This window comes from Nocardioides aquaticus (assembly GCF_018459925.1).
In the GTDB taxonomy this organism is placed as follows: domain Bacteria; phylum Actinomycetota; class Actinomycetes; order Propionibacteriales; family Nocardioidaceae; genus Nocardioides; species Nocardioides aquaticus.
The window spans coordinates 4307770-4334378 of record NZ_CP075371.1; the positions used below are offsets into that span (position 1 = coordinate 4307770).

25 protein-coding genes are annotated in these 26609 nt (G+C 74.4%); 14 read left to right on the plus strand and 11 right to left on the minus strand.

What is annotated here, in order from left to right; translation table 11 throughout:
* Window positions 1-12: 12 nt before the first annotated feature.
* Window positions 13-2601, minus strand: coding sequence for an ATP-dependent chaperone ClpB (clpB, locus tag ENKNEFLB_RS20950; RefSeq protein ID WP_214057117.1), 2589 nt, complete (start codon window positions 2599-2601; stop codon window positions 13-15).
* Window positions 2602-2783: 182 nt separating this feature from the next.
* On the opposite strand from clpB, the gene ENKNEFLB_RS20955 reads away from it, so the two are divergent.
* A complete protein-coding gene (locus ENKNEFLB_RS20955; protein WP_214057118.1) occupies window positions 2784-4280 on the plus strand; it encodes a hybrid sensor histidine kinase/response regulator in 1497 nt (498 codons plus the stop codon).
* Here ENKNEFLB_RS20955 and ENKNEFLB_RS20960 read toward each other — a convergent pair.
* Both ENKNEFLB_RS20960 and ENKNEFLB_RS20965 read right to left on the minus strand, forming a co-directional pair.
* Complete coding sequence (locus ENKNEFLB_RS20960; protein WP_214057119.1) at window positions 4277-5269, minus strand: Abi-alpha family protein; 993 nt, start codon at window positions 5267-5269, stop codon at window positions 4277-4279. The genes ENKNEFLB_RS20955 and ENKNEFLB_RS20960 overlap by 4 nt on opposite strands.
* Window positions 5270-5275: 6 nt before the next feature.
* The gene (locus tag ENKNEFLB_RS20965) at window positions 5276-6613 is read right to left on the minus strand and encodes a DUF445 domain-containing protein (protein ID WP_420830516.1); all 1338 of its coding nucleotides are present in this window, start codon (window positions 6611-6613) and stop codon (window positions 5276-5278) included.
* A gap of 206 nt (window positions 6614-6819) precedes the next feature.
* Between ENKNEFLB_RS20965 and ENKNEFLB_RS20970 the strand changes: the two genes are divergently transcribed.
* Together ENKNEFLB_RS20970 and ENKNEFLB_RS20975 are read left to right on the plus strand one after the other, a co-directional pair.
* Window positions 6820-7422 (plus strand): hypothetical protein, encoded by a 603-nt coding sequence (locus ENKNEFLB_RS20970; RefSeq protein ID WP_214057121.1) that lies wholly within the window; start codon window positions 6820-6822, stop codon window positions 7420-7422.
* Window positions 7419-8891: a response regulator gene (locus ENKNEFLB_RS20975; RefSeq protein ID WP_214057122.1), complete on the plus strand. Its 1473-nt coding sequence runs from the start codon at window positions 7419-7421 to the stop codon at window positions 8889-8891. The genes ENKNEFLB_RS20970 and ENKNEFLB_RS20975 overlap by 4 nt, the downstream gene beginning before the upstream one ends.
* A gap of 53 nt (window positions 8892-8944) precedes the next feature.
* On the opposite strand, the gene ENKNEFLB_RS20980 is transcribed toward ENKNEFLB_RS20975, so the two are convergent.
* From ENKNEFLB_RS20980 to dnaK, 4 genes are all read right to left on the minus strand, one after another.
* Window positions 8945-9394, minus strand: coding sequence for a heat shock protein transcriptional repressor HspR (locus tag ENKNEFLB_RS20980; protein WP_214057123.1), 450 nt, complete (start codon window positions 9392-9394; stop codon window positions 8945-8947).
* Window positions 9394-10584 carry a DnaJ C-terminal domain-containing protein gene (locus ENKNEFLB_RS20985; protein ID WP_214057124.1) on the minus strand — a complete coding sequence of 397 codons (1191 nt, stop codon included), beginning with the start codon at window positions 10582-10584 and terminating at the stop codon, window positions 9394-9396. Before ENKNEFLB_RS20985 ends, ENKNEFLB_RS20980 begins: the two co-directional genes overlap by 1 nt.
* 127 nt (window positions 10585-10711) lie before the next feature.
* Window positions 10712-11353 carry a nucleotide exchange factor GrpE gene (grpE, locus tag ENKNEFLB_RS20990; RefSeq protein ID WP_246535712.1) on the minus strand — a complete coding sequence of 214 codons (642 nt, stop codon included), beginning with the start codon at window positions 11351-11353 and terminating at the stop codon, window positions 10712-10714.
* Window positions 11350-13239 (minus strand): molecular chaperone DnaK, encoded by a 1890-nt coding sequence (gene dnaK / locus ENKNEFLB_RS20995; protein ID WP_214057125.1) that lies wholly within the window; start codon window positions 13237-13239, stop codon window positions 11350-11352. The genes grpE and dnaK overlap by 4 nt, the downstream gene beginning before the upstream one ends.
* 193 nt (window positions 13240-13432) lie before the next feature.
* On the opposite strand from dnaK, the gene ENKNEFLB_RS21000 reads away from it, so the two are divergent.
* Window positions 13433-14050 (plus strand): GrpB family protein, encoded by a 618-nt coding sequence (locus ENKNEFLB_RS21000; RefSeq protein ID WP_214057126.1) that lies wholly within the window; start codon window positions 13433-13435, stop codon window positions 14048-14050.
* Between the two features lie 76 nt (window positions 14051-14126).
* Entirely contained in the window at window positions 14127-14591 is a 465-nt protein-coding gene (locus ENKNEFLB_RS21005) for a DUF3817 domain-containing protein (RefSeq protein WP_214057127.1), read from the plus strand.
* Between the two features lie 71 nt (window positions 14592-14662).
* Here the strand turns inward: ENKNEFLB_RS21005 and ENKNEFLB_RS21010 are convergent, their stop codons facing one another.
* On the minus strand, window positions 14663-14809 hold the full coding sequence (locus ENKNEFLB_RS21010) for a hypothetical protein (RefSeq protein ID WP_214057128.1): 147 nt from the start codon (window positions 14807-14809) through the stop codon (window positions 14663-14665).
* 11 nt (window positions 14810-14820) lie between these two features.
* Complete coding sequence (locus ENKNEFLB_RS21015) at window positions 14821-15141, minus strand: NUDIX hydrolase (RefSeq protein ID WP_214057129.1); 321 nt, start codon at window positions 15139-15141, stop codon at window positions 14821-14823.
* 67 nt (window positions 15142-15208) lie between these two features.
* Here ENKNEFLB_RS21015 and ENKNEFLB_RS21020 point away from each other — a divergent pair, with 67 nt between their 5' ends.
* Window positions 15209-16054, plus strand: coding sequence for an aldo/keto reductase (locus ENKNEFLB_RS21020; RefSeq protein WP_214057130.1), 846 nt, complete (start codon window positions 15209-15211; stop codon window positions 16052-16054).
* A gap of 64 nt (window positions 16055-16118) precedes the next feature.
* Here ENKNEFLB_RS21020 and ENKNEFLB_RS21025 read toward each other — a convergent pair whose 3' ends face one another.
* The gene (locus ENKNEFLB_RS21025; protein ID WP_214057131.1) at window positions 16119-16703 is read right to left on the minus strand and encodes a hypothetical protein; all 585 of its coding nucleotides are present in this window, start codon (window positions 16701-16703) and stop codon (window positions 16119-16121) included.
* A gap of 102 nt (window positions 16704-16805) precedes the next feature.
* Here ENKNEFLB_RS21025 and ENKNEFLB_RS21030 point away from each other — a divergent pair, with 102 nt between their 5' ends.
* Entirely contained in the window at window positions 16806-18203 is a 1398-nt protein-coding gene (locus tag ENKNEFLB_RS21030; RefSeq protein ID WP_214057132.1) for a hypothetical protein, read from the plus strand.
* A 39-nt stretch (window positions 18204-18242) separates the two neighbouring features.
* Here the strand turns inward: ENKNEFLB_RS21030 and ENKNEFLB_RS21035 are convergent, their stop codons facing one another.
* Window positions 18243-19679, minus strand: coding sequence for a cytochrome P450 (locus ENKNEFLB_RS21035; protein WP_246535713.1), 1437 nt, complete (start codon window positions 19677-19679; stop codon window positions 18243-18245).
* Window positions 19680-19717: 38 nt separating this feature from the next.
* Here ENKNEFLB_RS21035 and ENKNEFLB_RS21040 point away from each other — a divergent pair, with 38 nt between their 5' ends.
* The 7 genes from ENKNEFLB_RS21040 to ENKNEFLB_RS21070 all read left to right on the plus strand — a co-directional run bounded on the left by ENKNEFLB_RS21040 (window position 19718) and on the right by ENKNEFLB_RS21070 (window position 26607).
* A complete protein-coding gene (locus tag ENKNEFLB_RS21040; RefSeq protein ID WP_214057133.1) occupies window positions 19718-20341 on the plus strand; it encodes a nitroreductase family protein in 624 nt (207 codons plus the stop codon).
* Window positions 20338-21051: a hypothetical protein gene (locus ENKNEFLB_RS21045; RefSeq protein ID WP_214057134.1), complete on the plus strand. Its 714-nt coding sequence runs from the start codon at window positions 20338-20340 to the stop codon at window positions 21049-21051. Before ENKNEFLB_RS21040 ends, ENKNEFLB_RS21045 begins: the two co-directional genes overlap by 4 nt.
* Window positions 21052-21076: 25 nt before the next feature.
* A complete protein-coding gene (locus ENKNEFLB_RS21050; RefSeq protein WP_214057135.1) occupies window positions 21077-22426 on the plus strand; it encodes a M20/M25/M40 family metallo-hydrolase in 1350 nt (449 codons plus the stop codon).
* Entirely contained in the window at window positions 22423-23856 is a 1434-nt protein-coding gene (locus ENKNEFLB_RS21055) for an MFS transporter (protein WP_214057136.1), read from the plus strand. The genes ENKNEFLB_RS21050 and ENKNEFLB_RS21055 overlap by 4 nt, the downstream gene beginning before the upstream one ends.
* Before the next feature lie 128 nt (window positions 23857-23984).
* The gene (locus tag ENKNEFLB_RS21060; RefSeq protein ID WP_338040932.1) at window positions 23985-24578 is read left to right on the plus strand and encodes a DnaJ family domain-containing protein; all 594 of its coding nucleotides are present in this window, start codon (window positions 23985-23987) and stop codon (window positions 24576-24578) included.
* 53 nt (window positions 24579-24631) lie between these two features.
* A complete protein-coding gene (locus ENKNEFLB_RS21065; RefSeq protein ID WP_214057137.1) occupies window positions 24632-25732 on the plus strand; it encodes an HpcH/HpaI aldolase/citrate lyase family protein in 1101 nt (366 codons plus the stop codon).
* Entirely contained in the window at window positions 25729-26607 is an 879-nt protein-coding gene (locus ENKNEFLB_RS21070) for an HpcH/HpaI aldolase/citrate lyase family protein (RefSeq protein ID WP_275955922.1), read from the plus strand. Before ENKNEFLB_RS21065 ends, ENKNEFLB_RS21070 begins: the two co-directional genes overlap by 4 nt.
* The last annotated feature ends 2 nt before the right edge of the window (window positions 26608-26609 follow it).

Genomic DNA, 26609 nt, shown 5'->3' on the forward strand with positions numbered 1-26609 from the left:
GGCCGGACCCGGTCACCCGACGACCAGCCCGGCCCCGTCCTCGGCGAGGTCGACCCGCACGGTCGACCCGTCGGCGACCTGGCCACCGATCAGCAGCCGGGCGAGCGGGTCGCCGATGGTGGTCTGGATGAGTCGACGCAGCGGGCGCGCGCCGTACGCCGGGTCGTAGCCGGTGTCGGCCAGCCACGCCCGCGCCGCGGCGCTGACCTCGACGGTGATCCGGCGCACCGCCAGCCGCTTCTCCAGCAGCGCCAGCTGCAGGTCGACGATGTGGGTCAGCTCGTCGCGACCCAGCGCCTCGAAGAGCACCACCTCGTCGAGCCGGTTCAGGAACTCGGGCTTGAACGAGGCGCGCACGGTCGCCATCACCGCGTCGCGCTTCTTCTCGGGGTCCAGGGTCGGGTCGACCAGGTAGGAGGAGCCGAGGTTGGAGGTCAGCACCAGCAGCGTGTTGCGGAAGTCGACGGTGCGGCCCTGGCCGTCGGTGAGCCGGCCGTCGTCGAGCACCTGCAGCAGCACGTCGAAGACCTCCGGGTGCGCCTTCTCGACCTCGTCGAGCAGGACCACGGAGTACGGCCGGCGCCGCACCGCCTCGGTCAGCTGCCCACCCTCGTCGTAGCCGACGTAGCCCGGGGGCGCCCCGACCAGCCGTGAGACGGAGTGCTTCTCGCCGTACTCGCTCATGTCGATGCGCACGATCGCGCGCTCGTCGTCGAAGAGGAAGTCGGCCAGCGACTTGGCCAGCTCGGTCTTGCCGGTGCCGGTGGGGCCGAGGAACAGGAACGACCCGGTGGGGCGGTCGGGGTCGGCGATGCCGGCGCGCGAGCGACGCACGGCGTCGCTGACCGCGGCCACGGCCTCGCGCTGGCCGACCAGCCGGCGCCCCAGCACCTCCTCCATCTGCAGCAGCTTCGAGGTCTCGCCCTCCAGCAGCCGACCGGTGGGGATGCCGGTCCAGGCCTCGACGACGTCGGCGATCTGCTCGGGCCCGACCTCCTCGCCGACCAGCGGCTCGACGACGTTCTTCTCCGCGGCGGCGGCCGTCTCTATCTGCCGCTCCAGGTCGGGGATCCGGGCGTAGTTGATCTCGCTGGCCGCGGCCAGGTCGCCGTCGCGGAGCAGCCGGTCGGCCTCGCCGCGCAGCTGGTCGAGCTGGCGGCGCAGCTCGCCCTCGCCCTCCAACGAGCTCTTCTCCTGCTCCCAGCGCGCCTCGAGCGCGCGCAGCTCCTCCTCGGCGTCGGCGAGCTCGCCGCGCAGGGTCGCCAGCCGGTCGACGGAGGCGTCGTCGGACTCCTTGGCCAGCGCGAACTCCTCCATCTTCATCCGGTCGACCCGGCGGCGCAGCTCGTCGATCTCCTCCGGGGAGGACTCGATCTCCATCCGCAGCCGGGAGGCGGACTCGTCGATCAGGTCGATCGCCTTGTCGGGCAGCTGGCGGCCGGTGATGTAGCGGTCGGACAGCGTCGCCGCGGCGACCAGGGCGGCGTCGGTGATCCGCACCCCGTGGTGCGCCTCGTACTTCTCCTGGATCCCGCGCAGGATCTGGATGGTGTCCTCGACGCTCGGCTCGCCGACCAGCACCTGCTGGAACCGGCGCTCCAGGGCGGGGTCCTTCTCGATCCGCTCGCGGTACTCGTCCAGCGTGGTCGCGCCGATCATGTGCAGCTCGCCGCGGGCCAGCATCGGCTTGAGCATGTTGCCGGCGTCCATCGCCGAGTCGCCGCCGGCGCCCGCGCCGACGACGGTGTGCAGCTCGTCGATGAAGGTGATCACCTGGCCGCCGGCGTCCTTGATCTCCTCGAGCACCGCCTTGAGGCGCTCCTCGAACTCGCCGCGGTACTTCGCGCCGGCCACCATCGCGGCCAGGTCGAGCGAGAGCACGCGGCGGCCCTTGAGGGAGTCGGGCACGTCGCCGGCCACGACCCGCTGGGCGAGGCCCTCGACGACGGCGGTCTTGCCGACGCCGGGCTCGCCGATCAGGACCGGGTTGTTCTTGGTACGCCGGGACAGCACCTGGATGACGCGGCGGATCTCGGCGTCGCGGCCGATCACCGGGTCGAGGTCGCCGGACTCGGCCAGCGCGGTGAGGTCGACGCTGTACTTCTCCAGCGCCTCGTAGGTCGACTCGGCGTCCTGGCTGGTCACCCGGCGGTTCCCGCGGACGGCGGTGAGGCCCTCGCGCAGCCCCTGCTCGGACAGCCCGGCCTCGGTCAGCAGCCGCTGGGCACCGGACTCGGTGCCGGCCAGCGCGATCAGCAGGTGCTCGGTGGCGACGTAGTCGTCCTTGAGCGAGGAGGCCAGGTCGAGCGCACCGGCGAGCACGCGGGTCAGCGCGGCGGAGGCGCCCGGCTGCTGGACCGTCGAGCCGGAGGCGCGGGGCAGGGCCGCGGCGGCCCGCTCGGCGGCCGCCAGCAGCGCGACCGGGTCGGCGCCGGCGCGGCCGACCAGCGTCCGGGCGGTGCCGTCGTCGGGCCGCAGCAGCGCCACGAGCAGGTGGACGGGGTCGGTGGTGCTGTTGCCGGCCGTGGTCGAGGCCAGCTGGGCGGCCTCGACGGCCTCCCTGCTGCGGGTGGTGAACTTCTCCGCACCGAACTGCGCCATGGTGGACCTCCTGAAGACCTGAGTGGACCTCACTCAACTTTGTTCAGTCAGAGCATAGCCCCTCCGGCCGTCGGCCGCCTCCCGTCGCCGCCGCCGCCCCACAGGTCGTCGGCTGATTCCGTCGCGCACGGCGCCGCGCCTGCGTATCGTCTGGGGGGTCCACCGTGATCGGAGTCGATGAAGTGAACACCTCCGCGGTCGTCCCCGCGCCGCGAGTCGTCGTCATCGACGACACGGACGACCTGCGTCAGCTGCTGTCGCTCGCGCTGACCCGCGGCGGCTTCGAGATCGTCGCCGAGGCCGGCGACGGCCGGGCCGGGATCGAGACCGTGCGCGAGCACCGCCCCGACGTGGTCCTGCTCGACCTGGCGATGCCGGTGATGGACGGGATCGAGGCGCTGCCCGCGATCCGCCGGCTCGTCCCGACCGCGAAGATCATCGTGCTGTCCGGCTTCGGCGCGCAGCAGATGTCCGCGCGGGCCGTCGCGGTCGGCGCCGACGGCTACGTCCAGAAGGGCGCCCCGCTCCCCTCGATCCTCGACTACGTCCGCACCGTCTGCGCCGCCCCGGCGGGCCGCAGCGGACGCGCCCTGTCCGTGGTGCCGGACGCCACCGCCGTCGACTCCGACCGCGTCGAGCCGGCCACCGCCGACGCGGACCCCGCCGACCGCGCCGGCGGCAGCAACGAGGCGCTGGCCCTGGCGCCGTTCGGTGTCCTGGAGCTGGCCGACGAGCCGTTGTTCCGGATCCTCACCGTCAATGCCGTCGCCCAGCGCCTGCTCGGCTCCGCCCGGCCGGGCAGCCCGCTCGCGGTCTCCGCTCCCGAGCTGGCCTCGATGGTCTCCTACCACCGCCTCGACGCCGACGCGTCCTTCGACGTGGAGCTGGTGGGCGGCCGGGCCCGCGCCACGCTCCGGCGTACGGGGTGGTCGGTGCTGGTCTACCTGGACTCCTCCCGCGAGGACGTCGGGGTGCTGCGCCGCGCGATCGGCACCGCCGCCCAGCAGGTCCGCGGGCCGGTCGCCGTGCTCGGCGCCATCGCCGAGACGCTCCTGGACGAGGACGGCACGCCCACCGGGCCCGCCACGCCCGAGGACCGCGACCGCTGGGCCGCGGCCGTCCTGCGCCAGACCCGGGCCCTGGACAGCATCACCGCCGACCTCCTCACCGCCGCCCAGATCCAGCGCGGCGCGCTGCGCGTGGACCTCGCCGACGTCGACGCCGCCGAGGTGGCGCGACGGGTCGCCGCCGAGCACGACCTGTCGGTGACCACGTCGGGGCCGGAGGGCGCGGTCACGGTCACGGTCGAGGACGACCGGGCCGTCCGGGCGGACCCCGTACGCCTGGCGCAGGCCCTGCGGACGCTGCTGTCGAACGCCCACCTGCACGGCCGGCAGCCGGTCGGGGTGCGTCTCCGCCCCGACGAGGCGCGCCCCGACCGGGTGGTCCTCGACGTCGCCGACCACGGTCCCGGGGTGGGGGCCGACCTCGTCGAACGGGTCTTCACCGAGTTCACCCGCGGCAAGGAGGGCGCCTCCGGCGGCACCGGTCTCGGGCTCTACATCGTGCGCACGCTGCTGCTGGCGATGGGCGGCGAGGCCACCTGCGGCACCGGGCCCGAGGGCGGCGCCGTCTTCAGCCTCCACCTGCCGGCCGCCGCGACCCGGCCGACGACCTAGGAGCCGCCCGGGTCCCCGGTGTCCGGGGTCGCGTGCTGCGGGAAGGAGGCGTCGCGCGCCTCCTCGACCACGAGGCACGCCCGGCAGAAGTCCTCCCCGAACGGGGTCAGGTGGATGCTGCGCCGCACGACCTTGGCGAACCGCACGGAGTGCAGCGCGGCGAGGACGTCGGGCTGCGCCTCGACGACCTGGTACTCCAGCGGGTCGCGCAGCGCCTCCCGGGAGAACCACACCAGCCCGAGGCGGAACAGGTTGTTGAGGTAGGACGGCACCTGCTCGCCGTGCCGGCAGCCGGCGCGGCTGCCGATCATGGTCAGGCCCGGGGCGACCAGCTGCGAGGAGACCATGCCGACCGGGCCGCCCGTGCGCACGTCGACGCTCGGCTGCGGGCCGCCCTCCAGGAGCAGCAGCAGGATCCGGCCCTCGTCGGGCGCCAGCTCGGTGAGGATCCGGGAGTACGCCGGGTGGTCCTCGTCGTCGGCCCACACGTCGCGGGAGCGGCGCAGCAGGTCCTGGCCCAGCTCGCGCAGGGTCTGGCTCTCGAGGTGGTCGTCGCGCACGACCGAGCCGTGGCCCCCGTGACCCCCGTGGCCCCCGTGGCCCCCGTGCGAGCCCGGGACGTCGTGCGACTCCCGCTCGCCGCCGGCGGCCTGCTCGCGCACCTCGCGGTTCTCGCGGCTCACCTCCGCGAGCCCGCCGAGGGAGGTGCCGGCCTCGATCAGGGCCCGGCCGACCGGGGTGCCGGAGGAGAACTTGCGGGCCAGGTCGCCCACCACGCCGACGGTCTCGGTGACGTCGTCGATCAGCGCCGCGGCCTCGTCGGCGGACGTGGCGGCACGGGCGACGCGGCGGGTCCCGCGCAGTCCCGTACGCACGCCCCAACCGGTGGTGTGCCAGGCCGCGGAGGCGGCGACGCGGGCCAGGCCGGGCACCGATCCGGCGGCGCGCTCGAGCCGCTCACGGGACTCTCGGGGGACCAGGCTGCTCACGGTGACCTAGCCTCCCACCCCGAAGAAGGCGAGGTGCAGGAACCCGCCCCCCAGACCCATGATCGCGCCGTGGGCGTAGAGCATCCACTCGTCCTCGCGGATGGCCGAGCGCATCATCTCCACGAAGTCGCGCGGCGGCAGCTCCTTGGTGCGCCGGGCCACCAGCTCCTGGATCCGCTCGGCCTGCTGGGCGTTGAACGCCCGGTCCCGGAACGGCGTCAGGGTACGACCCACGGCCTCGCGCGCCACGGAGTCGCGGATGCTGTCGAACCGCTCGGCGCCCATCGCCACCCGGACCGCGCCGCGGGCCGGTCCGGCCGCGCGGTCGATGGCCGGACGCATCGCGGTGGCCAGCATCTGCCGGGTCCGGTCGCCGCGGGGGCCGTTGAGCAGGAAGTCGCCGATCCGCTCCAGCGTGATCACGTCCTCGGCGATGATCCGGGCGTACACCTCCGCGGCCTGGTCCTGACGACGCAGGAAGAGCCCGTGCACCCGGATCCCGAGGATGCGGCGCGGCTCGGGCGGCTCGAAGATCAGCCACATCCCGAGCGCGTTGGTCACCCACCCGACGACCACGCCGAGGATCGGCAGCAGCCACCACTGGCCCACGATGCTGTCGGCCACGGCGACCGGGACGCCGAGCAGGAAGCCGAAGACGAAGCCGAAGCGCACCATCAGGTCGAGCTCGCGCTGGCCGAAGTCGCGGAAGATCCGCACGACGAGCGCGGGGTTCTCGCGGAAGTGGTCGATCACCATGATCTTCGGGTCGAGCAGCTGGTCGATGTGCTCGCCGATCTCGTCGGTGACCCGGGTGACCACCGCCGGGACCTGGTTCTGCACCCGCTCCACGACGGCCTCGCGCACCGGCCCGGGCAGGTCGCGCCACAACCGGGGGTGCTCGCGTCGCATCACCTCGTCGACCAGGGCGGGGATCTCCGGGCGGAAGCTGGCGACGATGTGCTCGGCGATCCGCTCCGGCTCGAGCTGCTGGTAGAAGTCCGAGGGCGTGCCGAGCTTCGCGATGGCCTTGTCCACCGCGATGCTGCCCATCTTGGCGGCGCGCGCGGGGATGATGCCCTGCCAGCCGACACCGCCCTGCAGGACCCCGGGGATCTCCTGGATCTTGCGCGGCAGCACCGAGGCCAGCTCCCGCATCCCGGGGATCCGCACGCCGCGGAAGCGCACCGGGCTGAACAGCATCCACAGCCCGGACCAGTTGATCAGGAAGCCGACGACGCCCGTGAACAGCGGGATGGTCAGGAAGTGCACCCAGTGGATGTGGGTCCACCACGTGACGACGGCGTCGACCACGCCGTCCACGCCCAGCCAGTCCACGAGCCCCATACCCTCCGGCCACGGCCCACGACGACGTGGACCCGTCCCGGCAGGCTAGTGGCTCGCCGGCCCCGGGGGGTGAGGGCGGGGGTGGGCGGAGGCGCCGCGGGGCGGGCCGATCTGAGGCACAACGACCCTGACGACCGGCCCGTTCGTCGCTCTACTGTGAGGTCGTGCTCCCTCTCCACCCTGCGCCCGTGACCGGGTGACCCGAGGTGCCCTGGTCCCTCGGGCTGGTCGCCAACCTGGTGATCGCCCTCAGCTACGTCCTGATCGCGCTGACCATCCTGCGTCCCCTGCAGCGCACCGGGCAGCTGCGCAGCAACGCCCTGGCCACCGCCACGGCGGCGATCTTCGTGACCTGCGCGGTCCACCGGCTCGCGCAGGCGGTCTACCTGGCGCTGCCGTGGTTCGGGTCGGAGACGCCCCAGGGCGAGGCCATGCGCGACGCGTGGAGCTGGCCGCTGGCCTCGTGGGACCTCGTGGGCGCCCTGGTGGCGATCTACTACTGGTCGCTGCGCCGGTCGTACTCCTCGCTGATCGAGGGCGCCGCCCTCTTCGCCGACCTCGAGCTGCGCGAGCGGCAGGCGCTCGACCTGAACGACAACGTCCTGCAGGGCCTCGTGGTGGCGCGGATGTCGCTCGAGCGCGGTGACCGCGACAAGGCCCTCGACGCCCTGGACGCCGCCATCGGCTCGGCCGGGACGATCATCACCGACCTGCTCGGCGGCGGTCGCCAGGGCGTGCCGGCGCCGCTGCGCTCGACGCCCGCGGTCGTGGCCGGGCCACCGCCGCCCGGGACGGACGAACGGGCATGACCGACCACCACCCCGGCCCCCGGCGGCGCCGCACCCTGCTCGTCGACGACACCCCCGACCTCCGCGAGCTGCTCGCGATGACCCTGGAGGAGACCGACGACTTCGAGGTCGTCGGCGAGGCCGGTGACGGTCGCGCCGGCATCGAGGCGGCGCAGCAGACCGAGCCCGACCTGGTGGTGCTGGACCTGGCGATGCCGGTGATGGACGGCCTTGAGGCGCTGCCGCACCTGCGGCGGTCGCGCCCGGCCGCGACGATCGTGGTGCTGTCCGGGTTCGGGGCGACCGCGATGCGCGACCAGGCCCTGGTCTCCGGCGCCGACGGCTACGTCGAGAAGGGCACCCGGCTGCCGGCCATCGTCGACCGGCTGCGCCGGATCGCCGCCGAGAGCGAGGCCCGCCGGGGCGTCGTGCTGGGCCAGGACGACGCGCCCGCGGCGCCGCCCCGGCAGGAGCAGGCAGCGACCCCCGCCGACCTGATCGCCGCGGACCCGGCCGCCCTGCTCGTCGACCAGGCACCGGTGGCCATGCTGGTGGCCGACCACGCCGACGGGACGGTGCGCTTCGCGAACGGCGCCGCCACCCAGATGCTCGGGATCACCGCCGGGCCGCTGTCCTCGCTGGCCGACCTGCTGCCCGACCTCTGGGACGCCGTCTCCGGGCGCGACCCGTCGGAGGTGCCCGACGAGTCGGTGCGGGTGCAGGTCGTGCACGACGGTGCGCGCTTCGCGGTGCGCAGCACGCGTTCAGGTCCCTCGCTGCTCGTCTACGCAGGCCCGGACCCCGCCGACGAGGAGGTGTCCCGGCTGCGCTCGGCCATCACCACCACCGCCCACGAGCTGCGCGGGCCGGTGACGGTCCTCGGCGGGATCGCCGAGGTCCTCGCGCCGGGGGAGGACGAGCTCGAGCCCGCCCGTCGGGCCGCGATGGTCGCCTCGGTCGGGCGCCAGGCCGCGCGCCTGGACTCCCTCACCGCCGACCTGCTGACCGCCGCCCAGGCCCGCCGCGGGGTGCTCGACGTACGCCTGGAGCCGCTCGACCTCGTCGAGACGCTCGAGACGATCCTGGCCGCCCACCCCGACGTGGCCCTGCACGTGCTGGCCCGCGACGGGGGCGAGGCGGACTCCCTGCGCGTCCGGGCCGACCCCGGCCGGCTGGAGCAGATGGTGACCAACCTGGTGGGCAACGCCCGCAAGTACGGCGCACCGCCGGTCGTGGTCACCGTCGGCGAGCAGGGCCCCTGGGCGCACCTGGCCGTCGAGGACCAGGGCACCGGCGTGCCGGAGTCCTTCCGCGGCCAGCTCTTCGACGAGTTCTCCCGCGCCCCGGGCGCCTCGGCCCGTGGCACCGGGCTCGGGCTCTTCGTGGTGCGCCGCCTGGCCCTGGCGCACGGCGGGGACGTGCAGCACCGCAACGGCGCCGACCGGGGGTCGGTCTTCACCGTCACGCTGCCGGTGCTGACCGGGGCCTGAGGACGGGCCTGAGGACGGGCCTGAGGACGAGCCCGAGGACGGGGACCGGCCGGTCAGCGTCCGCGGCGCCAGACCACGACCGAGGCGTCCATGGCCCGCGGACGCAGGACCGGCAGCTTGTTGGGCAGGCCCGGTGCGTCGACGCGCGGGCGGCCGAGCCCGGCCTGCGAGGCCTGGTGCAGCGCGGCGCGGGTGGCCTCGAGCTCGGCAGCGAGCTCGGCGGCCTGCCGGCGCAGGACGGCGTTGTCGCGCTCGAGCTCCAGGATCCGGCGGACGCCCTCGAGCCCGATCCCGGACGAGGTGAGCTCGGCGATCTCGCGCAGCTGCTCGATGTCGCGCGAGGAGTAGCGGCGCCCGCCCCCGCCGGTGCGGCCCGGGGTGACCAGGCCGAGGCGCTCGTAGGTGCGCAGGGTCTGCGGGTGGAGCCCGGTCAGCTGGGCGGCCACGCTGATCACGTAGACCGCGGCGTCCGGCGGCGGGGGCGCGAACGGCTCGCGCGGCATCACCCGGCCTCCTCGAAGAGCCGGCTGCGCAGCGGCTTGCCGGACACCGCGTCGCGGTAGGACTCGACCGCCTCGCGGGCGGCCGGGTCGAGCACGGCGGGCACCTGGACCTCCACGGTGGCGAGCAGGTCGCCCTTCGAGCCGTCGGCCCGTGGGGCGCCGCGACCGCGTACCCGGAAGGTGCGCCCGTTGGGCGTGCCGGCCGGCAGCCGCAGCGTGACCGGGGCACCGCCGAGGGTCGGGACCTTGATCTCGGCGCCCAGGGCGACCTCGTCGAACGAGACCGGCACGTCGAGGGTCAGGTTGTCCCCGGCGCGGCCGAAGAGCCGGTGCGGACTGACCTTGACGGTCACGAAGAGGTCGCCGGCGGGGCCGCCGTTCTCGCCGGCCGTGCCCTTGCCCTTGAGCCGGATCCGCTGGCCGTCCTTGACCCCGGCCGGGATGCGGGCCTGGATCGTGCGGTTCGACCGGCCCCGACCGGAGCCCGCGCAGGTCGGGCAGGCCTCGTCGTAGATCAGCTGGCGCCCGGCGCAGCGGGGACAGGTCTCGTTCATCGAGAACGCGCCGCCGGAGGTGCTGACGACGTAGCCGGCGCCCTCGCACTCGGAGCAGATGTGGGGCCGCGTGCCCGGCTTGCCGCCGGTGCCCGAGCAGCTCGGGCAGGGGGCGTCCGAGGCGAGGCGCAACGAGATCGTCACGCCGTCCAACGAGTCGACGAAGGAGATGGTCGCGGTGGTCTCGGCGTCCGGGCCCTTGCGGGGCCGCGGCGCCTGCTGACGTCGCTGCGGGCCGCCCGCGCCACCGAACAGGTCGCCGAACATGTCACCGAAGCCGCCCCCGCCCATCCGGTCGCGGAGCAGGTCCTCGACGTTGACGCCACCGGCCTGGCCACCGGGCTGACCGCCGCGGGTGCCGCCGAAGCCGCCGAACGCGCCGGAGCCCTGCAGGCGGCGCATCTCGTCGTACTTCGGGCGCTTGTCGGTGTCACCGACGACGTCGTAGGCCTCCGCGACCTTCTTGAAGCGGTCGTGCTTGGCGGTGTCGCCGGGGTTGGAGTCGGGGTGGTTGTCGCGCGCGAGCCTGCGGTAGGCCTTCTTGATCTCCGCCGCGGAGGCGTCCTTGGCCACGCCGAGCTCGGCGTAGAAGTCCTTGCCTGCCCAGTCGGGCCGGAAGCCCTGGTCGTCGGCCATACGCACCTCCCGTCCTGATCATCGTTGCTGCGGCGCCGGCGCGGTGGCGCCGGGCCGGGTACGCGGGCCGGGCGGCCCGGCCCGCGTACCCCTGTCCTGCGTGTGCTGGTGGTGCGGTGCCCTGCCGTCAGGCGGGCGGGTCGACGACGAGCACCTGCGCGGCGCGGACCACGCGGTCGCCGATCTTGTAGCCCGACTTGGCCACCACCTTGCAGGTGGTCACCGTGACCTCGGCGTCCTCGCCCAGGTGGGAGAGGGCCTCGTGCAGCGTCGGGTCGAAGGCGTCGCCCGGGGTGCCGTACTTCAGCAGCCCGGAGCCGGCCACCGTCCGCTCGAGCTGCTCGGCGACGGCCTTGAAGCCGCCGTCCAGCGGCTCGTGCTCGCGGGCCCGGTCGATGGTGTCGAGCACCTCGACGATCGGCGCCAGCGCCTTGAAGGTCGCGTTCTCCTTGAGCAGGTCGCGGTCACGCTCGACCCGCCGCTTGTAGTTCACGAACTCCGCCTGCAGGCGCTGGAGGTCGGCGAGCCGCTCGGCGGACTCCATCCGGACCACCGCCAGCTCGTCCTCGACGACCTGGTCGGCCTCGTCCGCGTCCACGTCTCCGTGCGTGCCGACGGGCTCCTCGGCGCCCTCGCCCTCCACGACCGAGGCTGCGTCGTCGGGCCCGCCGCCGGCCCCGCCGCCGGCGACGTCCTCAGGGACGTCGGCCGGCGTCGGGTCCTCGGGCAACGGTGCCGTGTCCCGGGGGTCGGTGGGGTCCTGGGTCACTTGGACCCGTCCCCGGGCGTGCCGTCCGTGCCCTCGGTCGAGGTGGTGCCGTCGGTCTCCTCGTCGACGATCTCGGCGTCGACGACGTCGTCGTCGGCACCGCCCGTCGAGGAGTCGGCCCCGCCGGCGGCGGCGTTGTCGGCCTCCGCGGCGGCGTACATGGCCGCACCCATCTTCTGGCTGGACTCGTTGAGCTTGGTGGTGCCCATGGTGATCTCCTCGGAGCTCGCCTCGGCGTTCTCCAAGGTGGCCTTGAGGGCGTCGACGTCGGCCTGGACCTCGGTCTTGACGTCCTCGGGCAGCTTGTCGGCGTTCTCGCCGAGGAACTTCTCCGTCGTGTAGACGAGGCCGTCGGCCTGGTTGCGGGCCTCGACGGCCGCGCGACGCTGGGCGTCCTCCTCGGCGTACTGCTCGGCCTCGCGGACCATCCGGTCGATGTCGTCCTTGCCCAGCGCGGAACCGCCGGAGATCGTCATCGACTGCTCCTTGCCGGAGCCCTGGTCCTTGGCCGAGACGTGCACGATGCCGTTGGCGTCGATGTCGAAGGTGACCTCGATCTTCGGCACGCCGCGCGGCGCCGGGGGCAGGCCGGTCAGCTCGAAGTTGCCGAGCTGCTGGTTCTGCGCCCACATCTGGCGCTCGCCCTGGGCGACCTTGATCTCGACCGACGGCTGGTTGTCGTCGGCGGTGGTGAAGATCTCCGAGCGCTTGGTCGGGATCGTGGTGTTGCGCTCGATCAGGTTCGTCATCACGCCGCCCTTGGTCTCGATGCCCAGGGAGAGCGGGGTGACGTCGAGGAGCAGCACGTCCTTGACCTGGCCCGTGAGGACACCGGCCTGGAGCGCGGCGCCCACGGCGACGACCTCGTCGGGGTTGACGCCCTTGTTGGGCTCCTTGCCGCCGAGCAGGCTCTTGACGACCTCGGGGACAGCCGGCATGCGGGTCGAGCCGCCGACGAGGACCACGTGGTCGATCTTGTCGACGGCGACGCCGCCGTCCTTGAGCACGGCCTGGAACGGCGCCTTGGTGCGGTCGAGCAGGTCGGAGGTCAGCTTCTGGAACTCCGAGCGCGTCAGGCGCTCCTCGAAGTGCAGCGGGCCGGACTCGCCGTGGGTGATGTAGGGCAGGTGCACGGTGGTCTCGCTGGAGGAGGACAGCTCGATCTTGGCCTTCTCCGCGGCCTCCTGCAGACGCTGCTTGGCGATCTTGTCGGCCGCCAGGTCCACGCCGTTGTTGTCCTTGAACTTCTTGACCATCCACTCGACGACCCGGTTGTCCCAGTCGTCGCCACCGAGGTGGTTGTCGCCGGAGGTCGCCTTGACCTCGACGACGCCCTCGCCGATCTCGAGCAGGGACACGTCGAACGTACCGCCGCCGAGGTCGAAGACGAGGATGGTCTGGTCGTCGCCCTTGTCGAGGCCGTAGGCCAGCGCGGCCGCGGTGGGCTCGTTGACGATCCGGCTCACGTTCAGGCCCGCGATCTCGCCGGCCTCCTTGGTGGCCTGGCGCTGGGCGTCGTTGAAGTACGCCGGGACGGTGATGACCGCGTCGGTCACCGTCTCCCCGAGGTAGGCCTCGGCGTCACGCTTCAGCTTCTGCAGCACGAAGGCGCTGATCTGCTGGGAGGTGAAGTCCTTGTCGTCGATCTTCTGCTTCCAGTCGGTGCCCATGTGGCGCTTGACGGAGCGGATGGTGCGGTCGACGTTGGTGACGGCCTGACGCTTGGCCACCTCCCCGACCAGGACCTCGCCGGACTTGGCGAAGGCGACCACGGAGGGGGTCGTGCGAGCGCCCTCCGCGTTGGCGATGACGGTGGGTTCTCCACCCTCGAGGACCGCGACGACGCTGTTCGTCGTGCCGAGGTCGATGCCGACGGCTCGTGCCATGGTGAGTACCTCCTGAGTACTGCCCGGGTGCCCGGGAAAACGTGGGGTTCCGCTGCGGACCGGTGGTGCCTGGTACGGCGGGCTGCTGCGATCTTGGCAGAAGAGTTGAGTGCGTTCAACTCAAGTTCGTTCAGTGGGTGCAACGGGAGGCGGGGCGCGGTTGTTCCCGTGCGCACCCGGCAGGATGGACGGGGTGCACCCGACCGCCGCGGAGATCGTCCGCCACCACGACAGCACGCGCCCCGACACCGACGCCCTGGTGCCCGGCCAGCGCCAGGAGCCGTACGAGATCCGGCTGGTCGAGCACGACCCCGCCTGGGCCGGGGAGGCGCAGCGGGTCGTGGCGCACGTCCGCGCGCTGCTCGGCGACCGCGCGCTCGAGGTGCACCACGTCGGCTCCACCTCCGTGCCGGGCCTGCCGGCCAAGCCGATCCTCGACCTCGACCTCGTGGTCGACGACCCGGCCGACGAGCAGGCGTACCTGCCCGACCTCGTGGCCGGCGGGTTCGTGCACCGGATCCGCGAGCCGTGGTGGCACGAGCACCGCCTGCTGGTGTGGCGCGGGTCGACCCCGCGGACCACGCTGCACGTCTTCGGGCCGGGCTGCCCGGAGGTGGTGCGGCACCTGATGTTCCGCGACCGGCTGCGGGAGCGGGCGGAGGTGCGGGAGCGGTACGCCGCCGCCAAGCGGGAGGCCGCCGCGTCGACGAACGCCTCCGGCGGGACCGGGATGGACTACAACCGGGTCAAGGAGCCGGTCGTCCGGGCGTTGTACGACGAGATGTTCCGCGAGCACGGCCTGCTGACGTAGCCGCTCGGCCCCGGGTGGCCAGCGCCACACACGGACGGGTCGTGGTCGGCGGTGGCGGGCGGGCACTCTTGGTGCCATGAGCATCCTGTCGAGCCCGCTGCGCCTGTTCCGCACGGTCGCCGTCGCCGAGGCCGTCACCTGGGCCCTGCTGCTGGTCGGGATGTTCCTGAAGTACGTCACCGAGACCACCGACGTGGCCGTGTCGGTCTTCGGGATGGTGCACGGGGTGGTGTTCATCGCCTACATGCTGACCGCGCTGGTGGTGTGGGTCGACCAGCGGTGGAGCGCGGTTCGCGGGCTGCTCGGGCTGGCGGCCGCCGTACCCCCGTTCTTCACGATCCTCTTCGACCGGGCCACCGAGAAGCGGGGGCTGCTCGACACCCGCTGGCGGCTCGCCGACGGCGGCGCGACCCCGGCCGGTCCCGCCGAGAAGGCCGTCGCCGGCCTGCTGCGCCGCCCGGCTCGGGCCGCGGTCGGCGGTCTCGTCGCGGTCGCCGCACTCACCGCCGTCGCGCTCGCGGTCGGGCCGCCCGTCGGCTGAGCGCCGGAAGCGTCACCTCGACGCGCCGCGAGCGTCATCTCGGCTGTCCGAAAGCGTCATCTCGGCGGGGGCTAGCGCAGCCGGAGCAGCGCCTCGTCCACCAGCGACACGTGCGGCAGCCGCGGCACGTCGCTCACGAGGACCCAGCGGGCGGTGTCGGTGCTGCCGTCGACCTCGTCGCGCAGTCGCCCGCCGGTGACGCGGCCGTCGAAAACCACCCGCACCGCCTTCATCGGCCGGTCCGTGTCGCGGTGGCGACGCTCGGGGTGATGACGTAGCTGCTGACCCAGAGCACGTCGCCGAGGACCACGTCGTAGCCCGTCTCCTCGCGCACCTCCCGCACCGCGGTCTGCTCGACGCCCTCGTGCAGCTCCGCACCGCCACCGGGCAGGGTCCACTGGGGCCGGTCGCCCTCGTTCCACAGCGCCAGCAGCACTCGCCGCCCGCCGGGCCGGTCCTCGGTCAGCAGGACGTAGGCGGCCAGCCGGGTGTCGTACTCGGTGTAGTCGGGCAGGGGGTCGGGCAGGCGGTCCGGATGCGGTGCGTCCATCCCCCGATCCTCGCGGGTTCACCCCGAGGGTTGGAATACCAGGGGGGTGCGGGTCGCTGAGGACGGCATGACTGTTCCCAGCATCACGCTCCTCGACCAGACCACCATCCCGCAGCTCGGGTTCGGGGTCTTCCAGGTCCCGGCGGAGGACACCGCCGAGGTCACCTCGACCGCGCTCGAGGTCGGCTACCGCCACATCGACACCGCCCAGATGTACGGCAACGAGGCCGGCGTCGGCGACGCCCTGGCCTCCTCCGGCCTGGCGCGGGACGACTTCTACGTCACCACCAAGCTCAACAACGGCAACCACCGGCCCGACGACGTCCGCCGCTCCTTCGAGGAGTCGCTGACCAAGCTCAAGCTGGACCGGACCGACCTGTTCCTCATCCACTGGCCGCTGCCCACGCAGTACGACGGCGACTACGTCTCGACGTGGAAGGCCATGGCGGCCCTGGTCACCGAGGGCCTCACCACCTCGGTCGGCGTCTCCAACTTCAACCCCGACCACCTGCAGCGCCTCGCCGACGAGACCGGCGTGCTCCCCGTGGTCAACCAGGTCGAGGCGCACCCGTACTTCGTCAACGACGCGGTGCGCGAGGCCTCGCTGGGCCACGGCATCAAGGTCGAGGCGTGGTCCCCGATCGCCCAGGGCGCCGTGCTCGACGACGCCACGATCGGCCAGATCGCCGAGAAGTACGGCAGGACCGCCTCGCAGGTCACCCTGCGCTGGCACGTGGAGCGGGGCGACATCGTCTTCCCGAAGTCGACCAAGCGGGAGCGGATGACCGAGAACTTCGGCATCTTCGACTTCGCGCTGACCCCCGACGAGGTCGCGACCATCACCGGTCTCGACAAGGGCACCGACGGTCGTACGGGTCCCGACCCGGCCACCTTCGACTACATCCCCGGCTGACGCCGGACCCGCTGGCACGCCGAGCCCGTCCCCGACCGGGGGCGGGCTCGCTGCGTCCTCCGGGTCAGCCGACCCGGACGGTGACCGGGTTCGACGTCGTGCCGTCGCTGCTGTCGACCATGCGGAACCGGTTCGGGCCGGTCTGACCGCTCTGCACGAAGGTGGAGTAGGTGCCGTCGGTGACCGCGACGGTGGCGTTGAACTCGACCCAGGCGTCGCCCTCGAAGCGCTCGACCTGGAGCACCCGGCCGTCGCCGTCGGCGTACTCCCCGATCAGGTCGATCTGGCCGAAGACGTCGACGGCCTGCTGGCCCGCGGACAGCGAGATCTCGCGCTCCTCCTTCGTGCGCTCCTTGCGCTCGCGAGGGGCCGCCGACTCCGACCCGGCGCCCGGGATCGGCGCCAGCGTGATCAGCGGGTCGGGGTTCGCCTCGGTCTCCCGCGGGCGGGGCAGGATCATCCGGTCACCGCCCTCGGTCTGCGTGGCGCCGGGGCCGCCGGCGGACTCGGCGCCACCGATGCCGGCGAAGCGGGCCCCGGCCCAGGCGACGCCGCCGAGGACGAGACCGACCACGAGTCCGACGGCGACCAGCGCCACGACCCCGGTCACGACGGGGTGGCGCTCGGAGGTGCGGGGCTGGTCGTTCACAGGTGCTCCAGGCGGCAGGGAGAGGTCGGGGGCCCGCCCATTGTCGCGGGGCGCGCCCCGCGAACCAACCCGACGGCCCCGCCGAGCGCCTACGCTGCCCGGGTGAGGCTTCCCCGGGTGCCGACCACGGCCCCTCGCCGGCGGGGACGCGCGCCCGTCCTGGTGCTCGTGGTCGGCCTCGGCCCGACCCTGGTCGCGTGCGGCGGGGCCGGCGCGCCCGGCGGTGCCGGCGGGCCGGGCGGGGCGGAGGCGCCCGGGTCCTCGTCCTCCCCCGCGGCGACCGCGAGCCCGGAGCCCGGGACGTCGCCCGGCGTGAGCCCGTCGTACGAGGTCGGCGGGGCCGCCCGCGCCGCGGTCGACACGATGCTGGCGCGGCGCGCCCAGGCCGTGCGCGAGCGCGACGAGGCAGCGTTCCTGGCCACCGTCGACGACCGCGACCCGCGACTGGTCGCGCAGCAGCGCACCCTCTACGCCAACCTCGCGCAGCTGCGGCTGGCCCGGTACGACTACGAGACGACGGCCGACCAGCTGCTGCCCGACCCCGTGCGCCGCGCAGGTCCGCGCGAGCCGGTCGTCCGGTTCCAGACCATCGAGCGCACCCAGGTCGCCGACGCGCTGACCGGCGCGGTGGGCAACGTGGTCCGGATGACCTACGTGCGCCGGGCAGGCCAGTGGCTGGTCGGGCGCGAGACCGCACCCGAGCCGGTGGCCGGCGTCCCGGGCCAGCTGCGCCCGTGGTTCGGCGGACCCGTCGACGTCGCCGACCGCGGGACGCTGGTGGTGCTCACCGACGCCGCCGACGCGGGGCTGGCCGACGACCTCGCCGACATCGTGGAGGACGCGGTGACCGCCGACGCGGCGCTGCTGCAGGTGGAGCCGGACCGGCAGGTGCTGGTGGACGCCACGGGCAACGGCCCCGCCGTCCGGCTCAACACCGTCGACGAGGAGGAGGCTGCGGCGATCTACACGGGCGTCTTCGACCTGGACGCCCAGGGCCACCGGACCACGTCGAGCGGCGGCACGATCCGGATCAACCCCGACCTCACCGCCGCCGAGCTCACCGGCGACCCCGGTCTGCTGCGCCACGAGGTCGTCCACCTGCTGCTGCGGCGCTACACCGGGGCGCTGCCGATGTGGCTCTCGGAGGGCACCGCCGAGTACGCACGCTGGTACCCGCTGACCACCAGCGACCTGCGGGTCGCCCCCGAGCTCTGGCGGCGCGTCCAGGCGGCCCCCCGGCAGCTGCCCGGCGCCGGGGTCTTCCAGCTCGACCCCGCGGTCAACTACCTGGTCTCGCAGGCCGCCGCCCAGCACCTCCTCGCCCGCGGCGGCCCGGTCGCGCTGCGCTCGCTGCTCGAGGGCTACCGCACCGGCGCGGCCGCCGGGACCGGTCCGGAGGACGGGGACCTCACCGACCGGCTGCTCGACGACGTGTACGACACCACCGAGGCCGAGGTGGTCGACGGCGCGTGGGACGCGCTGGGAAGGCTCGACCGCTGACGGCGACGACGTCGGCCGGACACGGTCGCCGGCGGGGCCTCAGCGGCGGCTGAGGCGCACCCGCGCCCCGTCGCGCGGGACGCTGGTGATGTTGCGGACCCGGGGCCGGTCGGGGCCGACCGCCTCGACGTCGTAGGCGGCGAGCACCGCGCGCAGCACCTCCACGCCCTCCATCAGCGAGAAGCCGGCCCCGATGCAGCGCCGCACCCCGCCGCCGAAGGGGATCCACGTGTTGGGTGCGGGGTTGGTGCCGACGAAGCGGTCGGGGCGGAACGCCGCGGGGTCCTCGAAGGCCTCCGAGCGGGCGTGGCTGACCACGATCGAGGGCCCGACGGTGACCCCGGCGGCCAGGTCGAGGCCGTTGATCGTGGCCGGCTCGACGAGGGTCCGGTTCACGATCGGGATGATCGGGTGCAGCCGCATCGACTCCTTGACCACCGCCTCCAGCCACCCGTCGGCCTCGGCGTCCCGGTCGTCCTCGGTCCCGGCGCGGGCCGCGGCGGTCGAGCGGGCGAGCAGGTCCTCGTCGCGGCCGAGCTCCCACAACGCCCAGGCCAGCGCGCTGGCCGTCGTCTCGTGCCCGGCGAGCAGGAGCGTGATCAGCTGGTCGCGCAGCTCGGTGTCGCCCAGGACGTCCTCCGTACGCCCCTCGCGCTCGGCGTCCCGGCTGGCGCGCACGAGGCGGGACAGCACGTCGGCGCGCTGGTCGAGGTCGGCGGCGTCGCGCCGCTCGCGGACCTCGGCGAAGAGCAGCCGGTCGAGCTCGTGCTGGATCTCGACGGTGCGCCGCCACAGCCCGAACCGCTGCAGCACGGGGAAGCTCCAGCCGAGCAGGACCGCCGGGCTGACGTCGACCGTCGCGTTGACCCGCGGCCGGAGCGCGGCCAGCCGGCGTTCGTCGGTGACGCCGAAGACGACGCGCAGGATGACCTCGAGGGTCACCGCGTTCATCCGGTCCAGGGTGGCCAGCTCGTCGCCGTCGGACCAGTCGTCGACCTCGGCGCGGGCGATGTCGCGCACCAGGGCGCGGTAGCCGTGCAGGGCCTGGCCGTTGAAGGCCGGCATCAGCAGCTTGCGGGCACGCTGGTGCTCGGCACCGTCCTGGAGCAGCAGCGAGTGCTGGCCCATGATCGGCCCGAGGATGCCGTTGGCGCGCCCGGCGTGGAAGACCGCCGGGTCGGCGGCGAAGACCTCGCGCACGTCCTCGGGCCGGGTGAAGAGCACCAGCGGCTGCCCGCCCGGGACGAGCCGCACGGTGAACCGGTCGCCGTACCGGCGGGCCAACCAGGGGTGGAAGCGGTGCCGGAAGCGCAGCAGCGCGACGGTCTGGAGGATCGCCGGCCAGCGCGGACCCGGGGGCAGGCCGTCGTTGCCGACCCGTGGCTCGTCGCCGCCGGTCGGTCGCATCACCGCGAACCGGTGCCGGGTCTCCCCGGCGGTGTCGGGCAGGCCGGGCGGGAGGTCGACGCTCACCATCTCCACATACTAGGAGTACGCAACCTAGGGTGGGCGGCGTGGAGCTGCGCGAGGTCGTCCGTCGGCGGCGGATGGTGCGGCGCTTCACCGACGAGCCGGTCGACCCGGCCGTGGTGGACCGGGCGCTGCAGCACGCCACCCGCGCCCCGAGCGCCGGCTTCACCCAGGGCTGGGGCTTCCTGGTCCTGGACACCCCCACCGACGTGCGCCGCTACTGGGAGGCGTGCGTCGACCCGGCCGGTCTCGCCTCCCCCGGGCGCTGGCTGGCCGGGATGATGACCGCGCCGGTGCTGGTCGTGCCGTGCAGCAGCCGCGCGGCGTACCTGGACCGCTACGCCGAGCCGGACAAGGGCTGGACCGACCGCGACCCCGACCGCTGGGCGATGCCCTACTGGCACCTCGACACCGCGATGGCCTCGCTGCTGGTGCTGCTGACGGCGGTCGACGAGGGGCTGGGCGGCTGCTTCTTCGGCATCCCCCGGGACCGGTACGCCGCCGTGCGCGCCGCGTTCGCGGTCCCCGACGACCACGAGCCGATCGGCGTCGTCGCCCTGGGCCATCCCGACCCGACCGCGACCGCCACCGCCGCGACGGGCTCGCCGTCCCGCCGAGCCCGCCGGCCCCTCGACGAGGTCGTCCACCGGGGCGCCTGGGGCGGATGACGTCGGTGCTCGACGTGATGCTCGCCGCGGCGACGCTGGGAGTGGCCGGGCTCGACCCGGCCGGTGCGGCGATCGCCGTCGGCGCGCTCGCGGCCGGTGCTCGCGAGCGCCACGTCCTGCTGTTCGCCGCAGTGGTCCTCCTCGGCACCGCCGCGTGGGGCACGCTGCTCTCGCTGACCCTCGGCCGCCGCCTCGAAGGGCTCGCGTGGAGCCGGCTGCTGCCGGCGGACGGCGTCGGCGCCCTGGTCGAGCTCGCCGTCGCGGCGGCGCTGCTGGCGTGGGCCGTGGTGCGGTGGCGCCGGCCCGGGGCCCGTCCGCCCAGGCCCGCCCGCGGCGGACGGAGCGGCGCGGTGGGCCTCGGCCTGCTCGGCGCCGGGTTCGCCCTCACCGCCGTGCTCGACCCGACGTACGTCGCGCTCGTGGTGCTCGCCGGCCGCGACGACTCCGCGGCGACCGCGGCAGCCGCCCACCTCCTGTGGATCCTGATCAGCCAGCTGCCGCTCGTGGTCCTGGCCGTCGCCGTGCTCCAGGGACGGCACGAGGGCGCGGTGGCGTGGTTCCAGCGGACGCTCGCCCGCTGGCGTCCCCTCCTCGCGACCGCCGGCACCCTGGCGCTGGTGCTCGCCGGCGGGGTGCTGGCGCTCGACGCCGGCTGGTGGGTGGCCACCGGAGGCTTCCTCGTCCTGCCCGGTCTCTCCTCCGGCGGCTGAGCGCGCCATGCCCTAGCGTCCCGCCATGACCTCCGACCCCGTCGAGGTGCTGCGGCGCCTGGTCCGTCACGCGACGGTCAGCCACCGAGACCCCGACCAGGACGACGTCGCGGCCTTCGAGGGGCAGCACGCCACCCTGGCCGAGGCGTTCCCGCTGGTCCACGAGCACCTCGAACGCACCCGCGTCGGGCGCCACGGACTGCTCCTGCGCTGGCCCGGGTCAGACCCCGCCGCCGACCCGGTCGTGCTGATGGCGCACCAGGACGTCGTCCCCGTCGCGGACCCGGCCGCCTGGTCCCACCCGCCCTTCGGGGGCGACCTCGGCCCGGGGGCCGACGGCGAGGAGGCCGTGTGGGGTCGCGGGACCCTCGACGACAAGGGCCCGCTGGTCGCCGTCTGGGCCGCGGTCGAGGCGTTGCTGGAGCAGGGGCACGTACCGGCCCGCGACGTGTGGCTCTCCTCCGGCGCCGACGAGGAGGTCGCCGGGACCGACGCCCACGAGGCCGTCGCCGAGCTGCGCCGGCGCGGGGTGACCCCGTGGTTCGTCGTCGACGAGGGCGGCGCCGTGGCCGGGGGCGCCTTCCCCGGCGTCGCGGCCCCGCTGGCGGTCATCGGGGTGGGCGAGAAGGGCACCACCCGGCTCGAGCTGGTGGCGCGCGGCGCCGGCGGCCACGCCTCCACCCCGGCGCGCGGCGGGCCCACGGCCCGGATCGCCCGTGCCGTGGTGCGCCTGGACCGGGCCTCGATGCCGCCGCGGCTGCCCTCCCCGACCGTCGAGCTCTTCCGGCGGCTGCGCCCGCACGCCTCGGCGCCGCTGCGGGCCGCGCTGCGCCCGCTGCTCGCCGACGCGCGGCTGCGGCCGGTGCTGACCCGCCTGCTGCTGGCGGCCGGCCCCGAGACCGCCGCGATGGCCCGCACCACCGTCGCGGTGACCACCCTCTCCGGCTCGCCGGCCCACAACGTCGTCGCCGCGACCGCCACGGCCGGGCTCGACGTGCGGGTGATGGCCGGCGACACGGTCGACGACGCGGTGGCCCACGTGCGCCGCACGATCCGCGACGACGACGTCGAGGTGCGGGTGGTCGAGGCCGGCGGACCGAGCCCGCTCTCGCCGTACGACGACCCCGCCTTCGCGCTGCTCGAGCGGACGACGGCCGCGATCTTCCCCGAGGCGGTGCCCACGCCGTACCTGATGATGGCGGCGACCGACGCGCGCCACTTCCACGCGATCTGCGAGCGGGTCTACCGGTTCACGCCGCTGCGGATGAGCAAGGCGCAGCGGGAGTCGATCCACGCCCACGACGAGCACCTCGGCACCGCCGCCCTGCGGGCGGGCGTCGCCTGGTGGACCCGGCTGCTGGAGGACCTGCCGTGACGACCCGGGCACCCGCGCCGACGCTCACCCCGGCGGCCGGACTGGCGACCGTGGTCGGCTTCCTGGTCTGCGTCGAGGTGGCCAGCGGCGTGCTCCAGGGCTTCTACACCCCGATCTTCGCCGACCTCGCCGACCACCTGGCGATCACCGACGCCGACGTGAACTGGTTCGAGGCCGCCCAGCTCGTGCTCAGCGCCCTGGCCGTCCCGCTGCTCTCCCGGCTCGGCGACCTGTGGGGCCACCAGAGGGTGCTGCTGCTGTCGACCGCCGTCACCGCGCTCGGGTCGTGGGTGCTCGTCGTCGCCCCCGGGTTCTGGACCTTCCTGGTCGGCTGGGCGCTCCAGGGGGCCTACGTCGTGTGGCTGCCGCTCGAGGTCGCGATCGTGCACCGGCGCACCGCCGGGTCCGGACGGCAGGCGCTGCTCACCCGCCGCGCCGCCGCGACGCTGGTCTTCGCGCTCGAGGCGGCCGTGATCGCCGGGGCGCTGACCAGCGGCGCGCTGGTCGAGGTGCTGCCCATGGAGGTGCTGCTCGCCCTGCCCGCGCTCGTGGTCACGGCCTGCCTGGCGGTGGTGTGGTGGGGCGTCGAGCACGTGCCCGGCGAGGCGGCGGGCGGGCTGGACCTGCCGGGCCTCGGCCTGGTGACGCTCGCGGTCGGCCTGGTGATGGCCGGGCTCGTGCTGGTCCGCGTCCTGGGGGCCGGGTCGGCGTACCCCTGGCTCCTGGTCCTCCTCGGCCTGGCCACCGTGGTCCAGCTCGTGCGGGTCGAGCGACGGACCGCGGACCCGGTCGTCGACGTGCGGCTGCTGGCCCAGCGGGCGCAGTGGCCGGTGCAGCTCACGGCCTTCCTGTTCGGGATCTCGGTGCTCGGCGCACAGATCCCGCTGTCCACCTTCGCCCGCACCGACCCCGCCGTCGCCGGCTACGGCCTCGGCGCCGACGCCTCCTTCGTCTCCACCCTGATCGGGGTGTACGTCGTCAGCCTCGCCGTCGGCGCGCTGTCCCTGCCGCTCCTGGCGCGCGTGGCGGGCCCCCGCGGCTCGTTGGTGCTGGCCGCGCTGCTCGTGGCGCTCGGGTACGCGCTGTGGCTGCCGCTGCACGAAACCACCGCGCAGGCGCTGACCAACCTCGGGATCGCCGGCCTCGGCTCGGGCGTCCTGGTGGCCGCGCTCCCGGCCGCGGCCGCCGCGGCCGCGCCGCCGGACCGGACCGGGTTCGCGACCGGGATGACCAACGCGACCAAGACCGTCGGCGGCGCGATCGCCTCGGCGGTCTTCGCGATCGCGCTGACCGCCGACGGCACGCTGGCCGGGCCGGGCGCGGGCCAGGCACCGCTGTCGGGCTACCTCACCGTGTGGGCCGTCTGCGCCGGCGCCGGGCTGGCCGCGGCGCTCGCCCTGCTGGCGCTCCCCCGGACTGCCCGGACCTGACCGCGGGCGTCGTCCCGAGGCGCCGCAAGCGTCACCTGGGCTGTCCGCGAGCGTCATCTCGGCTGTCCGCGAGCGTCATCTCGGCGGGGGCTTGCCCGGGGCGGCGACCGTCGTAGTCTGGATGCGAGATGAGCCAGGCCCCCGACGACTTCGACCTCGGTGACCGCCTCGCGCGCGCCGAGGCGGACGAGAGGCGTGACCGGCACTCTGAGCAGAAGGACGCACGGACCGGGCGGTCCGCCGCGGCGATGCGGATCCAGCAGCAGCAGACCTGGGTCGACGAGCAGCTGCGGATCGCGATGGAGCGCGGCGACTTCGACGACCTGCCCGGCGCGGGCAAGCCGATCAAGGACCTCGGCCAGTCCCACGACCCCGACTGGTGGCTCAAGCGGCTGGTCGAGCGGGAGAACATCACCGTGCTGCCGGCCAGCCTGCAGCTGCGCAAGGACGACGCGGCGCTGGACGAGCGGCTCGACGCACTGGCGGTGGAGCGCGAGGTCCGGCGTGAGGTCGAGGAGTTCAACGCCCGCGTGATCCGGGCGCGCTACACCCCCGCCGACGGCACCCCGCCGCTGATCACGATGCCGCGCGACGTCGAGGAGACGCTCGCCGGCTGGCGCGAGAGGCGCGCGGCGCGGACCGCCGAGCTCGCCGCCCGCCGCGTCGCCGAGGACGCCGCCCGGCCGCCCCGGCGCCGGTGGTGGCAGCGCCGCACCCGTTGACCGGTTAGATCGGTCACAGCCGGGCACCCCGTCGCGCTGCTAGGTTCCGCGCCATGTCACGCAGCGCCAAGGACTTCTTCCGCCCGCTGGCCGTGGGTGCGCCCCTGCCCGTCCGCGAGGTCCCGGCGCGGCCCAGCCGCGCCATCCACTTCTTCGACCCGAGCAACGCCAAGATGGCCGGCAAGGTGCCCGGGATGGTCGGCACCGTCGACGTCCTGCTGGGCAACCTCGAGGACGCCGTCAAGGCCGACAACAAGGTCGCCGCCCGCGAGGGCCTGGTGCGGATCGGGCAGGAGACCGAGGGCCTCGGCGGCCCCGACGGGCGCAGCCAGCTCTGGACCCGGGTCAACGCGCTCGACAGCCCCTGGGCGCTCGACGACCTGACCACCCTGGTGCCCGCGATCGGGCACAAGCTCGACGTGGTGATGGTGCCGAAGGTCGAGGGCGCGGAGGACATCCACTACGTCGACCGGCTGCTGGCCCAGCTCGAGGCCAAGGCCGGCCTGGACCGGCCGATCCTGGTCCACGCCATCCTCGAGACCGCCCGCGGCGTGGCCGACATCGAGGAGATCTGCGCGGCCAGCCCGCGGATGCAGGGCCTGTCCCTCGGCCCGGCCGACCTCGCCGCGGACCGCCGGATGAAGACGACGCGGGTCGGGGGCGGACACCCCGGGTACCTCGTGCGCCAGGACCCGGTCGACGGCAGCCCCGAGGCGATCGGCGCCGCGCGGGCGACCTACCAGCAGGACCTGTGGCACTACACGATCGCGCGGATGGTCGACGCCTGTGCGATGCACGGCCTGTCGCCCTACTACGGCCCGTTCGGCGACATCGCCGACACGGTCGCCTGCGAGGACCAGTTCCGCAACGCCTTCCTGCTCGGCTGCGTCGGCACCTGGACGCTGCACCCGAAGCAGGTCGACATCGCGCGTCGCGTCTTCAGCCCGAGCGTCGAGGACGTCGCCCACGCCCGCCGGGTGGTGGCCGCGATGGGCGACGGGACCGGTGCGGTGATGCTCGACGGCAAGATGGAGGACGACGCCTCCCTCAAGCAGTGCCTGGTGATGGTCGACCTCGCCGACCAGCTCGGAGCGATCGACCCCGACCTCAAGGCGCAGTACGACGCCATCCCGGCCGCCGGGGCGTCGGCGTGAGCGCCGGTGAGCAGGAGCTGCTGCGGCCCCGCCGCTCGGTGCTCTACATGCCGTCGTCCAACGCCCGCGCGCTGGAGAAGGCCAAGGACCTCGACTGCGACGCCCTGATCCTCGACCTCGAGGACGCCGTGGCCCCCGACGCCAAGGCCGAGGCGCGCGAGGCGGCCTGCGCCGCCGCGGGCTCGGGCGCGTACGGCCACCGGGAGCTGACGATCCGCGTCAACGGCGCCGACACCGCCTGGCACGACGACGACCTCGCCGCCGCCTGCGCGGCCGGCCCGGACGCGATCGTCGTGCCGAAGGTCGACAGCGCGGCCGCCGTGCACGCGCTCACCGACGCCCTCGAGCGCCACGGTGCGCCTGACCGCACCACCTTGTGGGCGATGGTGGAGACGCCGCGCGCGATGCTGCACGCCGAGGAGATCGCGGCCGCCTCCGAGCGGCTCAGCGTCCTGGTGATGGGCACCAACGACCTGGTCAAGGAGCTGTACGCCGAGCACGTCCCCGGCCGCGCGCCCCTGCTGACCGGGTTGTCCCTGGCCCTGCTGGCGGCCCGTGCCACCGGCCGCGTGATCCTCGACGGCGTCTACAACGACGTCAAGGACACCGACGGCTTCCTCGCCGAGTGCCGCCAGGGCCGCGAGATGGGCTTCGACGGCAAGACCCTGATCCACCCCGGCCAGGTCGCCGGCGCCAACGAGGCGTTCTCGCCCTCGGCAGCGGCCGTCGAGGACGCCCACGGCGTGCTCGAGGCATGGGAGCAGGGCGCCGGCAGCGGAGTCGTCACCTACCGGGGTCGCATGGTCGAGAACCTCCACGTGGAGTCCGCCCGCCGCACCCTGGCGCTCCACGAGGCGGTCTCCGCCGGCCGCTGACG

Bases quoted from the DNA above. Each gene is read 5' to 3' on its own strand.
- ENKNEFLB_RS20980 (WP_214057123.1), bottom strand. From the start codon at position 9,394: ATGCCGCGCGAGCCGTTCGCGCCCCCGCCGCCGGACGCCGCGGTCTAC.
- dnaK (WP_214057125.1), bottom strand. From the start codon at position 13,239: ATGGCACGAGCCGTCGGCATCGACCTCGGCACGACGAACAGCGTCGTC.
- ENKNEFLB_RS21035 (WP_246535713.1), bottom strand. From the start codon at position 19,679: ATGGTGAGCGTCGACCTCCCGCCCGGCCTGCCCGACACCGCCGGGGAG.
- ENKNEFLB_RS20985 (WP_214057124.1), bottom strand. From the start codon at position 10,584: ATGGCCGACGACCAGGGCTTCCGGCCCGACTGGGCAGGCAAGGACTTC.
- ENKNEFLB_RS20975 (WP_214057122.1), top strand. From the start codon at position 7,419: ATGACCGACCACCACCCCGGCCCCCGGCGGCGCCGCACCCTGCTCGTC.
- ENKNEFLB_RS21045 (WP_214057134.1), top strand. From the start codon at position 20,338: ATGACGTCGGTGCTCGACGTGATGCTCGCCGCGGCGACGCTGGGAGTG.
- ENKNEFLB_RS21060 (WP_338040932.1), top strand. From the start codon at position 23,985: ATGAGCCAGGCCCCCGACGACTTCGACCTCGGTGACCGCCTCGCGCGC.
- ENKNEFLB_RS21005 (WP_214057127.1), top strand. From the start codon at position 14,127: ATGAGCATCCTGTCGAGCCCGCTGCGCCTGTTCCGCACGGTCGCCGTC.
- ENKNEFLB_RS21015 (WP_214057129.1), bottom strand. From the start codon at position 15,141: ATGGACGCACCGCATCCGGACCGCCTGCCCGACCCCCTGCCCGACTAC.
- clpB (WP_214057117.1), bottom strand. From the start codon at position 2,601: ATGGCGCAGTTCGGTGCGGAGAAGTTCACCACCCGCAGCAGGGAGGCC.
- ENKNEFLB_RS21020 (WP_214057130.1), top strand. From the start codon at position 15,209: ATGACTGTTCCCAGCATCACGCTCCTCGACCAGACCACCATCCCGCAG.
- ENKNEFLB_RS21050 (WP_214057135.1), top strand. From the start codon at position 21,077: ATGACCTCCGACCCCGTCGAGGTGCTGCGGCGCCTGGTCCGTCACGCG.
- ENKNEFLB_RS21065 (WP_214057137.1), top strand. From the start codon at position 24,632: ATGTCACGCAGCGCCAAGGACTTCTTCCGCCCGCTGGCCGTGGGTGCG.
- ENKNEFLB_RS20965 (WP_420830516.1), bottom strand. From the start codon at position 6,613: ATGGGGCTCGTGGACTGGCTGGGCGTGGACGGCGTGGTCGACGCCGTC.